The organism is Streptomyces sp. NPDC056486, from assembly GCF_042795295.1.
Lineage (GTDB): Bacteria > Actinomycetota > Actinomycetes > Streptomycetales > Streptomycetaceae > Streptomyces.
Window position 1 is genome coordinate 19861 of record NZ_JBHTSF010000104.1, and the last position, 12050, is coordinate 31910.

At 66.5% G+C, this 12050-nt stretch carries 8 protein-coding genes and 3 pseudogenes; 7 read left to right on the forward strand and 4 right to left on the reverse strand.

Annotated features, from left to right (window positions below):
* The first annotated feature begins 1 nt into the window (after position 1).
* From ACFQ7F_RS31545 to ACFQ7F_RS31560, 4 genes and pseudogenes are all read left to right on the forward strand, one after another.
* On the forward strand, positions 2-424 hold the full coding sequence (locus ACFQ7F_RS31545; protein ID WP_383277696.1) for a hypothetical protein: 423 nt from the start codon (positions 2-4) through the stop codon (positions 422-424).
* Positions 421-2490 carry a DEAD/DEAH box helicase family protein gene (locus ACFQ7F_RS31550; protein ID WP_383277699.1) on the forward strand — a complete coding sequence of 690 codons (2070 nt, stop codon included), beginning with the start codon at positions 421-423 and terminating at the stop codon, positions 2488-2490. Before ACFQ7F_RS31545 ends, ACFQ7F_RS31550 begins: the two co-directional genes overlap by 4 nt.
* Positions 2491-4762: 2272 nt before the next feature.
* A pseudogene (locus ACFQ7F_RS31555) lies at positions 4763-4960 on the forward strand (TerD family protein); the annotation flags it as partial.
* Positions 4893-5207: a TerD family protein gene (locus tag ACFQ7F_RS31560; protein ID WP_383277720.1), complete on the forward strand. Its 315-nt coding sequence runs from the start codon at positions 4893-4895 to the stop codon at positions 5205-5207. The pseudogene ACFQ7F_RS31555 and the gene ACFQ7F_RS31560, both read left to right, overlap by 68 nt.
* Positions 5208-5216: 9 nt before the next feature.
* Here the strand turns inward: ACFQ7F_RS31560 and ACFQ7F_RS31565 are convergent.
* Positions 5217-5349, reverse strand: a pseudogene (locus ACFQ7F_RS31565) (IS110 family transposase); the annotation flags it as partial.
* A gap of 269 nt (positions 5350-5618) precedes the next feature.
* Here ACFQ7F_RS31565 and ACFQ7F_RS31570 point away from each other — a divergent pair.
* Together ACFQ7F_RS31570 and ACFQ7F_RS31575 are read left to right on the forward strand one after the other, a co-directional pair.
* Entirely contained in the window at positions 5619-5792 is a 174-nt protein-coding gene (locus ACFQ7F_RS31570; protein WP_383277702.1) for a hypothetical protein, read from the forward strand.
* A gap of 405 nt (positions 5793-6197) precedes the next feature.
* Entirely contained in the window at positions 6198-6878 is a 681-nt protein-coding gene (locus tag ACFQ7F_RS31575; protein ID WP_383277705.1) for an HAD family hydrolase, read from the forward strand.
* A gap of 9 nt (positions 6879-6887) precedes the next feature.
* Here the strand turns inward: ACFQ7F_RS31575 and istB are convergent, their stop codons facing one another.
* Positions 6888-7682 (reverse strand): IS21-like element helper ATPase IstB, encoded by a 795-nt coding sequence (gene istB, locus ACFQ7F_RS31580; protein WP_383277708.1) that lies wholly within the window; start codon positions 7680-7682, stop codon positions 6888-6890.
* Positions 7627-9280, reverse strand: a pseudogene (gene istA, locus ACFQ7F_RS31585) (IS21 family transposase). The gene istB and the pseudogene istA overlap by 56 nt, the downstream one beginning before the upstream one ends.
* A 687-nt stretch (positions 9281-9967) precedes the next feature.
* Here istA and ACFQ7F_RS31590 point away from each other — a divergent pair.
* On the forward strand, positions 9968-10732 hold the full coding sequence (locus ACFQ7F_RS31590) for an alpha/beta fold hydrolase (RefSeq protein ID WP_383277711.1): 765 nt from the start codon (positions 9968-9970) through the stop codon (positions 10730-10732).
* 21 nt (positions 10733-10753) lie between these two features.
* On the opposite strand, the gene ACFQ7F_RS31595 is transcribed toward ACFQ7F_RS31590, so the two are convergent.
* Positions 10754-11875, reverse strand: coding sequence for an IS630 family transposase (locus ACFQ7F_RS31595; protein WP_383277714.1), 1122 nt, complete (start codon positions 11873-11875; stop codon positions 10754-10756).
* Between the last annotated feature and the right edge of the window lie 175 nt (positions 11876-12050).

The window sequence follows — 12050 nt, forward strand, 5'->3', positions numbered from 1 at the left end:
TGTGCCCATAGAGGCGAGCGGAGCGGACCTGGTCGCCCAGGTCTGGGAGGCGCTGGAGCTTCCCGGTGGGGCAATGGATTACCACTTCGTCCTGCAGGGCGCGGTTGACCGCTTGTGGAGCGGCCGGCGCTCCTATCCTGAAGGGCTTGAGCTGCTTGAGGTGTTCGCGCTGCTGGACCTGGAGTTGATGGAGGCAGCCCCTCAGGCGGTGTCCTTCGATACCGGTCCCGTCCCGGAGTCGTTCGTGCATGTGACGTCCGTGTCCCGGCTCATTGTGCTGCTGGAACGCGAAGGCGCTCTCGAAGAAGCTCTTGGCGTGGCACGGCGGTTGGCCCGTTTCGGACAGGGCGAGGACGCGGTGGCCCGGCTGTCGGAGAAGGCCGGTGCGTTGGTGCAGGAAGCTGCGGTTGGCGGGGCTGCATGAGCACGGGACTGCACCAGGTGATCCCTTCGGCCTCCTATCTAGAAGAGGCGTTCTTGCGCTGGGTGCTCAGTCCGGCTGCGGAGCGGGGCATCGTGGCGCACGTGCGCAGCCAGCATCCGGTGACGGTCAATGAACGCACCTACCGGCTGGATTACCTGATCTCAGGCGAGTCGCTGCAACTGGCCGTCGAGTTGGACGGGTTCACCTTCCACAGTGACCGGGGGGCCTTCACCTACGACAGGCTACGGCAGAACGACCTGGCTGCCACGGGGCTGACGGTGCTGCGGTTTTCCTATGATGCGGTGCGCCTGGACACCGCGCGCTGCGTTGCCCAGCTGCAGGCGATGCTGCGCCAGGATGCGGCGCTTGAGCCGTTAGCGGTCGCCGTACCGCGCATTGAGGTCCCGGAGATGGCGGGGGATCCCTTGCGGGCGGCCGATCCGCCTCTGGGCGCCCAGCCAGCGGCCGGTGGGTCCTACTTCACCGGTGTGCGCGCTTCGGTGGCGCGGGAGCCGTTGCGGGCGTGCCAGGACGAGGCTCTGGCCGCGCTGGCCAACTACTACGCGTCCGGAGGACGGCATGCGGCCACGGTGATGGCGGTCGGGGCCGGCAAGACCGCACTGGGAGTGGCGGCTGCGTTGTCCTTCAGCAGGCGGCGGGCGCTGGTGGTGACTCCGGGCTCGGTCATCCGCGGCACGTTCGCCAAGGCACTCGATCCGGGTATGCCGGGCAATGTTCTGTACGGTCTGGCGGGCGGCCCGCTGCTGCCGGGCGCGCGCCCGCCGGCCACGCTGGTCCTGGACAGGGACGACGGGCAGATCAGCCGGGTGAGCAGGCAGCGGCTGCTGGCCGCAGATGTGCTGGTGACGAACTTCCACGCGCTGGGCACTGGCGACAAGGATGGGGACCTGCTGGCCAAGCTGGAGCCGGAGGATGTCGACTTCATCGTCGTGGACGAGGCACACATCGCGGCCAGCGCCTCCTACCAGAGGCTCTTCGCCCATTTCGAGGGTGCACGCACGCTGCTGATGTCGGCGTGTTTCCAGCGCCTGGACAGCAAACCGATCGACGCCGATGTCGTCTACCGCTACCGGCTGGTGGACTCCGTCGCGGACGGCTCGGCGAAGAACCTGCGTGTGCACCGGTTCGCCCCGGAGGTGGCGACGACGGTGTACGAGGCGGTGTGGCCCGACGGACGCCGCGAACAGATCGTGGGCCGTGATGCCTTGCTGGCCGCGTTGGGAGACGAGCGGAAGATGGCTCGCATCACGGCGCAGTCCGAGGCGTCGATCCGGCACGTGATGACCGTGACGCGGGCCTGTCTGGATGCGCAGGCCAAGCTGCTGGCCCCGGTCAAACCCCGGGCGCTGTTCGCGGCGATAGGCGAGGCCCATGCGCAGCAGATCGCCCGGATCGCTGAAGAGCACGGCATCCCGTGCGGCACGCTGCACCACAGCATGTCGGCCTCGACGATCAAAGCCACCCGGCGGCGTTTCGAGTCCGACGCGGGAGACCTGCAAGGCATCGTGCAGCTGCGGATGCTCGGCCAGGGCTACGACTTCCCTCCCATCACCGTGGTGGTGCCGGTGCGCCCCTATGGCAGCTTCGGCGAGTTCTACCAGTTCATCGGGCGTGGTGTGCGCGTACTGAGGCATCCCGGTCTGGCTGTCGACCAGCAGTACCTGGACGTGGTCTGCCATGCCGAACTCGGCCTGGAGGACCATCTGGAGGCCATGTGCGCGGACAACGACATGGATCCAGCAGTGCTGCTCGACGTTCCTCTGATCAACCCCGCCACGCTGGAGGTGGTACATGACGGTGACGGCACTGGAGAGGCGGCCTCTGATGGCGCAGTCCCAGGCGGGGTTGATGCGTTCGTGCTGTACGAGCAAGGGCGTGTCGAACAGCGGGTGGTGCACGATCTGGGCCGGGTGGAAGCTCGGCGGGCGGAGCGGGAGATGCAGCTCATGGCCCAGCGCTACGCCGTCTACGCACAAAACACCGCGACGCCGATGCCGTTTGAACAGTTCGTCGAGTACATGCGGAGGCTGACCGGTGGCCAGTGACGAGCCGCGCTGGTGGCAGCCTGTCATCGGCGCATCCCCCGAAGACGGGCTTGCCTTGGAGGCGGCTGCCGGGCAGCACCAGCGCTTCGCCGAGCTCGACGCGCTCGCGGGCCGGCTGCTGGCCGCCGCACTGAGCGGCCAGCGAGTGGCCTCGGTGATCAGAGGCAAAGGACCACAGGCTGCGGACAGTGTTGAAGTGCTTGGGCTCAGCGGGTCGGAGAAGGCCTGGTGTGCTGAGAAGTTCGGAGTGCGGGAGCAACAGCAACGCGGTGCGTGGTACCTGCCGCAGAAGCTCTCCGTGAAGGCAGGAGCAGTCAACCTGCCGCATCTGCTGCGTGAACACCCCGCCCACGCGGTGACGTTGGCCACCGATGACACCGCCCGGGTCAGCGTTGTGGAGGGCGCGGACGCGGTACTGCTGTGGGCGCTGCTGGTGCCGTTGTTCGAGACGTTGTTGGAGCCGGTCCGGGTGCGGGCAACGGGACCGGCCGGGACCGTCGAAGACCAACAGCAGCAGTGGGCCGGTATCGAGGAACGCTACCGTCTGCTGGGCTTGGGCCGGGATGCGCTCGAGGAGTTCCGCTTCGGTGGCGGCTGGCACCGGCTGGATCGGCGCGGGCAGCAACGCGCCCGCCTCCGGCTCCTGGACACCCTCACCGCCACTGATCCTCTGCAGCTCGTTACCCGTCACCGCATCCAGCAGACGCAGGCACTCATTGCCTGCTTCGCCAAGAAGGCCAAGGCCGGTACCGCTCTGGCCAGACGGGTCCTGACTCGGGCGCTGCAGCCGGTGGTCTCCGGCTACTTCGCCGGCGATTGGCTGACCGTACTGGACTACCTGCAGGCGCTACCGCACTCGGACGAGGAAGTCATCACCACGCTGCCTGAGCCGCGCCTGTACGTGGGGATGTCTGCCCAGGCAGCTGGCATGGCCGCCGAGGCGGGCATCCCGGAGGGCGAAATCCATGCCATGCTCGCGGCCTTCCTCGGTGGCCCGACCTCCCTTTCCCCCGTCGAAGAACGTGCTGCAGCCCTGCGCGACTGGTGGACAGCCTTCGACCACACGCATGCTGTCCAAAGACCCGGCATGCGGCCGCTATGGGGACTCGTCGACAACGAGATCATGTCTTTCGCCTGGCAGGACGACCACGGAATCACCCAGCAGCTGTACCGGCAGGTGCTGCCCGCCTCCGCCAACGAGCAGGTGGACCGCCTCTGGCAGTCGGTGACGCTGCAGCGCCACCCAGGCGCCATCGTCAGCAACCCCCGGCCCCACCAGCTGATGGCCCAAACGCTCGGCCCCGCTCTGGAGTTCTGGCACGGTGTCGCGCTGACCGCCTGGTTCGTGTGCGAAGGCCCCTACTCCCGCGCCCCTCTGTCCGATGTGGCCGATTACTACAGCCGCCCCCTCGATGCGCTGCGTGCCGCCGGCTGTCCTGTCTCGCCGGATCTGTTCGAGGAATTGCGCATTGCTGAGCGGCATTTGGGACCGGAGGAGGAGATCGTCCGGGAGCACAGGGAGCTACCGGTGGACACCGAGATCGGTTCCTTCACCCTGACGATGAGTCACAGCAGCGGCAGCCGCCGCGAAGGGTTCGAGCGGGTGCGTGACATCGTCACCCGCCATCGCCGTGGCTGGGCAGAGCAGTATCTCGACGCCTACCTGAAGGGGCGGTGGCGCGCCGCGTTGGAAGACGTTGCCCGTGCCCATCACCGGTTCGTGGCCGCGAAGGGCAAGCCACCTACCTTGATCCAGTTCGCCCAATTCGCCACCAGCGCGGCCAACCAATGGACCGGCGGTGACCTCGGCGCCCTGTACACCGCGATCGGCGAGCCCGCTGCCGCCCAGCAACAGCGTCCGGCTCGTCTGCTTACGAGTGACGGCCACGTCTTCGCCGAGCGCGTCTACACCGCGCTCGGCGGCGCCGCCGTAGACAACGACCTCCGCATGAATCAGCCCGAAGAAGCCCAACGGCAGTGGCAGCTCAGCCGCCTGGCCGAGGAAAGCCTGCACTATGTGCAGCTCTACGAGGCCCTCGGACATCCGCCGACACCTAAACAGTTCGGCGCCCACCGCCTGGCCTGGCCCTGGCCCGGCGAAGAAGCTCAAGGCTGGCCCCTCTTCCAGGACACCCTCGCCGCGCTGACCGGTACCAGCCGACCCGCAGAGGCATCCGACGCGGATGCGGTCAAGGCTGCCCCAGAGTCCCAGCGCGAGGCCGGGAACGTGCTGGGCAAGGGCGCTAATGCCCATCTCGCATCCGAGCGGGTAATGGTGCGCGTCACCGCCACCGGTACGCCCGTTGATGTCTCCGCCGTCCTACTCACCCGCCACGGCAAGGTCCGCAGCGACCAGGACCTCGTCTTCTATAACCATCCCCACCACGACGGGGTCCGCACGGATGGCGACATCGTCACCGTGGAGCTGCCCGAGATTCCCGACGACATCCACACCGTGGCAGTCATCGCCAGCATCGACCTCGAATCCCAGCCCGTGGCTGTCTTCGACCAGCACTCCACATGGCGCGCGGACATCACCCAACCCTCCGGTGAAAGATTGTCCTTTGAGCCAGTTCCCTTCGTTTCGCGCGACCGTCGCCATCGCTGTGGAGGTCTATCGACTTGGTTCGGGCTGGAAGGTGCGTGCTGTCGGCCAGGGCTACGACACCGGGCTGGCGGGCCTGGCCGCGGACTACGGCATCAACGTCGATTCCTAGTGCCGTTTGTCAAGCCGCTCGGGCCATCGGCGGTGTGAGCTCATAGCATCGTCTGTCGCGCAGGAGAGCCCAGAGAACGTTGACCCTGGCGGCGGGAGAGCGCCATGACGGCCTGGGTGTGGCGTTTGCCTTTGGCACGTTGTGACCGCCGATGGTTACTGAGTCGGGCCTTGGGAGCACGTGCCGCACGCGGTGCGGCCTCCTCTGATGCTGGTCAGGGTGAGTGTGATGTCCGTGCTGCACCTGCACCGGCAGCGCCACCGGTCGGTGGTCTTCCCCGGATAGGGCTCCAACGGCTCGAACCCGGCGGCGCGTGCCTCCGCGGCGGCTGCCGCCGGATCGGTTCGGCCGCCGGATCGGGGGCACTTCTTGCAGCCGGTGGTTCCCGACCGGATGGAGGACAGGCGCGTCGTGACTTCCTTTCCACAGGAACAGCGGCAGCGCCAATGGTCCGTGGTGCGGCCGGGGTACGGCTCCAGCGGCTCGAACCCGGCAGCTCGCACTTCGGCGGACGCCCGCTCGTCGGTGGCCAAGTTGAGGGCACAGAACCGGCAGCCCTTCGAACCACTGTTGACGTTGGAGTAGGTGGGGCTGGTTTCGCGACCGCATGTGGTGCAGCGGCACCGCCACGGCGTTTGGCTGCCCGGGTAGGGTTCCAGCGGTTGGAGTCCGGCCGTGCGCATGGTTTCTTGGGCCTTCGGCGCGTTCGTGGCGGCGCGTTTCGCATGGGTGGCTTCGATCACTTCTTGCGACAGCGTTTGTTCACGAGTTTCGACGTCGGCATGCGGTCGACTGCTTCGCGGGTCGTCACGAGTTTTGAAGGCACCTGCTGATTGAGGCGAGTCGGGTCGGCGGGTTGCGACAGAGCTGTCACAAGCTCCGAGGATCGCTTGACCTTGCCCCAGGGGGAGAGAAGACGCTGTCTCTCGGTCACATGAGCAGGCGGTCTGTGCTCGCTCGTCAAGGTCATTACGAGGAAATGGAGTTCACATGACGGCGACCTGCGTCATTCTCGATATCGGCGGCGTGCTGGAGCTCACACCGGAAACGGGATGGGTGCAGCGGTGGGAGGAGCGGCTGGAACTGCCACTGGGCACTGTCCATGAGCGAATGCACGACGTGTGGCGGGCCGGGAGTGTTGGGAGCATCAGCGAGCGAGAGGTGAACGAGCAGGTGGCGGCCCGTTTGGGTCTCGACGCGTCGCAGGTTGAAGCCTTCATGGGCGATCTCTGGGGGGAGTATCTGGGAACTCCGAACGAGGAGCTCATCAACTACGTGCGAGGGCTGCGCGGAACCTGCAGGCTGGGCATCCTGAGCAACAGTTTCGTCGGTGCCCGGGAGCGGGAGACGGCGCTATATCACTTCGACGAACTGGTGGAGCAGATCGTCTACTCACACGAGCTCGGCATCGAGAAGCCTGACCTGCGTGCCTTCGAGGCTGCATGTGCCAGCTTGGACGTGCGGCCGGAAAGCTGCCTGTTCATCGATGATGTCGCGGTCAATATTGAGGCGGCTCAGGCGGCGGGCATGCAGGCGCATCTGTTCGAGGACAACGCCCGGACCTTCAGGCGTATCGGCGCTCATCTGGATGGCAAGCCCACGGACCTGGGCGGGCCCCGCTCGGGTGACGTCGGCCTGGCCGGTCTTCATCGGCTGCCGGCCAGGCATTGAAGCAGCTGATCAGCCCGCTTCTGCGTGTTCGGCTCGTGCGCGGGTGCTGGCCAGGCGGTAGGAGTCAGTGCCGGTCTCGATGATCGTGCCGTTAAAGGTGAGGCGGTCGACGATGGCCGCGCAGAGCCGCGGGTCGGTGAAGGTCTTGGTCCAGCCGCCGAAGGACTCGTTCGAGGCGATGGCGACGCTGTTCTTCTCCTCGCGCTCGGTCAACACCTGGAAGAGGAGTTCGGCGCCGCGGCGGTCGAGTTCCATGTAGCCGAGTTCGTCGATGCAGAGGAGATCGACGCGGCCGTAGCGGGCGATGGTCTTGTTGAGCTGCTTCTCGTCCGCGGCCTCGACCAGTTCATTCACCAGCTTCGTGGCCAGCGTGTAGCGGACGCGGTAGCCCTTCATGGCGGCCTCGGTGCCCAGGGCGATGAGCATGTGGGACTTGCCGGTGCCGGAGTCGCCGATCAGGCAGAGCGGCTGGCTCTTCTTGATCCATTCGCAGCTGGCGAGGGTGTGGACGGTGGCTGCGTCGATGTTCGGGTTGGCGTCGAAGTCGAAGGCCCGCAAGGACTTCTCCCGCGGGAAGCCAGCTGCCTTGATGCGCCGTTCCGAGCGGCGGCGGGCCCGGTCGTCACACTCGGTCATCAGCAGTTCGGCGAGGAAGCCGCGGTAGGTCATCTGGTCCTTGATCGCCCGGTCGGCGATCTCGTTGAACTCGTTGCGGATCGAGGGCAGCCTCAGCAGGCGACAGGCGGTGTCAATTGCGGCGTCGGCGGCCTGCTCGGTCAAGCCTCGCTGTCGGGGCAGGGTCACTGGGCTGGTCGCTGCCGCTGGTGCGGCGGCGTCGGAGTAGTTGGTCATAGGGGGTTACCGACGGCAGCGGTCTGGTGTCCGGCGGGAGGTGCGTAAGCCGCCACTCGTGCAGCGACGTGACGGTGGCAGGCATCTGCCCCGGAGACGCCGGGATGGATGCGCCGATGGTTGGCTCGTCCTCAGCCTGGGCGGCCTTGCGGGCCTCCAGGGCGACGGCGTCAGCGGTCAGGGCGCCAGCCCGCAGTGCGGTAGCCAGACCCGCGACCACGTGCTCGTGGGCGAGGTGCCGGTTCAGCAGCAGGACCTCGATCAACGCTCGGGTGCCGTCCCGCTCTCCGTGAACCTTGCGGGCCTGAGCCCACCAGGCGTCATAGACCGGCGTGAACTTGCCCGCCGACCGAGCCTGTTCCAGGGCCGTGGCACCGGGGAAGGCGCCCGGCTTGCGGATGAGGGCTTCGAGGTAGTGGTCCAGATCCAGGCGGCAGCTGCCCTTCGCGATCAGCGTTCCTGTCGTAAACCACCAGGTGAGAAGCATGCAGGACGACACGCACCCGCTTGCCGATCAGACGGGTCGGGACCGAGTAGCGGTTGGTGCGGACGGCGATCTGGCTGTAGCGGTCGACCCGCGGCGTAAACAGCCTGCCGGTCTCAAAGGGTTCCTCCGGCAGCGGCATCAGCAGCGGCTGTTCGACGGCGAAGTACTCGTCGACGGTTCGCGGCCGTGAGCCAATCCTGCGGTATCCGTCGTGCAGGTCCCACTGGTCGACCATCTCGTTCAGCTCGGCGAGGGAGTCGACTTCCGGTACTGGAGTGAAGTGGTTGCGGCGAAAGTAGCCGATCATCCCTTCGACGCCGCCCTTCTCATGGGCGCCTTCGATTCCGGGGCGGCAGTAGAAGCTCTCGATGTTGAAGTGCGAGCGGAAGGCGATCCACCGGTCGGTCTCCACCCTGGCCCGGTTCAGCCCCAGGACCTGGGCGACGGCGGACTTCAGGTTGTCGTAGCGGATCTTGCTTCGCGGGACACCGCCCAGCATGCGGAGCGCGTGCACATGTCCTTCGAAGAAGGCTTCCTGGCCGCAGGAGGCGAAGACCCGGTGGACGGCCTTGCCCGAGTACGAGAGCCGAAGCGAGAACAAGTAGCAGGTCACCAGCTCGCCGGCCAGGCGCACGGTCACGTCGCCGAAGTCGACCTCGGCCTCGTGGCCCGGTAGGTGGGTCTGTGGCACGAAGGCTTCAATGGGGGCTTTGCCCGAGGCCGCGAGGATCTCCGGCTCCCGGTCAGAGACGTAGCGCCGGACCATCTGGTAGGACACATCGGCGCCGTGCTCCTCGATGAGCCGGTGGAAGATCCGCGTGATCGTGTGCCGCTGCTTGCGGGGCGCATCGAGGTCCGTCCGTAGCATCTCGTCGATCACCGGCTTGTACGGATCCAGCGCGGTCGGCCGCGGCGGCAGCTTCTTTCGGGGCTCCGGCCAGACCGAGTCCACAGCCTTCTTGACGGTCCGCCACGACACGTTGTACTTGCGTTCAAGCTCGCGCATCTTCATGCCAGCACGGTGATCACGCCGGATCGCCGCGTACAGCTCGACCTTGGACATCTGCGGCATGACCAGGACCTTTCACCAGGAGCATCCCGATGCTGCCCTGGCAAGTACCCCAGTGCTGTCAAAACTCGTGAACATCACCCGACCGTGGTTTTGGGTGCCTCCCAAACCCGTGAACAATTGACGGCACTACTGGTGAATAGAGCCACCTGGGTTTCCTTTGCCCTGCAGACGCGACAGCGCTGGCCCGCGTTACGGACGGCATCGAACGTCGGACGCCCCTCGTACCCGCAGGTCATGCAGCGCGAGGGCCAAGTCACGTTGGTGCGGCCGGGATACGGTACGAGTGGCTCGTATCCGCAGGCCCGCATTTCGGCGGCTGCGGCCTCCGCGTCGATGAGGACCGCGGTACGGGGTCGGTCGCCGACTCGGGGTGTATAGGGTTCCGTGGCGTTCCGGGTTTCCTCGTCGACCATGGCCCAGACTTCGGCCGCCGTGACGCTACGTCGGTTCACAAAGACGCAAGCTTTCAACACGTGCACCCTTCGATCAATGTAGTGCCGTCCCCACTGTCCGCCGATGGTGCTTTATGGAGAGTACGTAGACCTTTTACATTGCCACTGGCCCTGCGGATGTCATCCGCTAGTGCTGTGACCGGCATGGTTCGCCGGGCTGATGGGCGGGGAAGTGGCAGTGCTAATCAGGAGGCGTTTCGAGCAGCCGCTGCGTAGGGTCTGCCGGATGACGCTCTCTCATGATGTGGCCGGAGACGGTCCTGTGCTGGTGCTGTTGCATTCCGGGGTGTGTGACCGGCGGATGTGGGATGCCCAGTGGCCGGCCTTGATTGACGCCGGTTACCGGCTGGTGCGCTGTGATCTTCGGGGCTTCGGTGAGACTCCAGCGCCGGACCGGCCTCACAGCGACGCCGAGGATGCGCTGGCCCTCCTGAACAGTCTGGGCATCGCGCAGGCGGCACTGGTGGGATCCTCGTACGGCGGGCAGGTCGCCTTGGAGATCGCCGCGCGCTGGCCGGATCGGGTGAGCGCCATGGGGTTGATCTGTTCCGCCCTGCCCGGTCATGAACCTTCTGCCGAACTGAGTGCGCTCGGGGAGCGCGAGGAAGCGCTGATCGAGGCGGGGGACATCGTCGGCGCGACGGAACTGATGGTCGAAACCTGGCTCGGCCCGGACGCCGACGAGACCGCCCGCGAGGCGGTACGCAAGATGCAGCGGCACGCCTTCGAGCTGCAGCTGGCCGCCGCTGAGGAGTTCCAGCCAGTCGAGGCCGTGGTTGATCTGGCGGCAATTCAAGCGCCCTGCCTTGTCCTGTCGGGCGCGCATGATCTGGCGGACTTCCGACAGATCGCTGCCCGGCTGCCGCATCTGCTCGCGAACGCCGACCACGTCGAACTGCCATGGGCAGGTCACCTTCCCGGCCTGGAGCGGCCATCGGCCGTTACCGATCTGCTGATCGGCTTTCTCAAGGAGAGAGTCCCTGTCGGTTGAGCCTGCTCGCGGCCCGTCCTGTCATGCGGCGTTGAGGAGGGGGCGTCCGCCCCAGCGGATGCCTTTCTCGCTGCGGATGCGGGCACGCTCCTTGCGCTGGGCGGCCAGCACGTCGGGATGGCGGGTGTTGACGTTGCGCCAGCGCAAGTAGGCGTGCAGTGCACGGGTCTGGACGGTGTGGTTCGGATGGTTGGAGTTGGCCAGAGTGAACTGCCGCAGCGGGCCGAAGTGCGCCTCGATCGGGTTGGCCCAGGAGGCGTTGGTCGGGGTGAAGCACAGCTCGACCTTGTTCTTCCGAGCCCATTGGCGGATCTTGCTGCCCTTGTGAGCGGAGAGGTTGTCCAGGATCACGTAGATCGGGGCGCCGTCCGGACGCGCGGTCCGGATCGTTTTCAGCGCAGCTAAGGATGAGGCCGCACCCTTGTGGCGGCGGTTGACGCCCCACAGGGTGTCGTCGCCGACCGAGTAGCAGCCGTGGAAGTAGGTGACTCCGTGGGTGCGATGGTAGGTCGCCGGACTACGGTTGGGCCTTCCCTGCTCGGCCCAGCAGGACCCGCCGGTCGGCCGGATACCCAGCGGTCCGAACTCGTCGAAAGCGAAGACCCGGTCGGGGAAATGGGCCAAGACGTGCTCGATCCGGTCGAGTTTGGCGTCGCGGTCGGGGTCGGTGGAATCCTTCCACGTCTTCGTGCGCTGAAAGGTGATCTTTCGGCGGGCCAGAAGACAGCGCAGGGCCTCGCGGCCGATCTGTATCGGGCGGGCGACGTTGCGCCGCAGGTGGTCGGCGAGTTTCCTGATCGACCAGCGCGTGAAGGGCTTGCCGAACTTGGTGGGGCGGGTGGTGGCCGTCTGGATGACGAAGTCCTCGTCGTCATCGCTGAGCAGGCGGGGGCGGCCTCCCGCCCACCGAGGGTCCAGGCAGCCGAGCCCGATCTCGTTGAATCGGTGGATCACGTCGCGAACGGTGTCCTCGTCCGCCTGGACGAGTTGGGCGATCACCGGCACACGGTTCCCGCCAGCTGAAGCCAGGAGCATCATCGCCCGCCGGTAGCGCACCGTACTGGTACTGCCCCGCCTCACGATCCGCTGCAGCTGCTGCCCCTCCTGATCGGTCAGTCTGCGTACTCGGACGGGCTCTGCCACCGGGCCTCCATCTGCCAGACCGGATGTGGCCTTACATCCAACCGGCTCAGCCCCTCCGGCGAACCTTCCCGGTCACAGCACTAGGGCGTTTCTGATGGCTCTTGGACGGTGTCGCGGAGCCAGATGACCATTGCTGTGACGGTCAGTGTGCCGTTGAAGATGTAGTCGCGTTTGT

Coding starts and splice junctions, on each gene's coding strand:
- ACFQ7F_RS31560 (WP_383277720.1), top strand. CDS start 4,893: ATGGCGACATCGTCACCGTGGAGCTGCCCGAGATTCCCGACGACATCC.
- ACFQ7F_RS31550 (WP_383277699.1), top strand. CDS start 421: ATGAGCACGGGACTGCACCAGGTGATCCCTTCGGCCTCCTATCTAGAA.
- ACFQ7F_RS31575 (WP_383277705.1), top strand. CDS start 6,198: ATGACGGCGACCTGCGTCATTCTCGATATCGGCGGCGTGCTGGAGCTC.
- ACFQ7F_RS31590 (WP_383277711.1), top strand. CDS start 9,968: ATGACGCTCTCTCATGATGTGGCCGGAGACGGTCCTGTGCTGGTGCTG.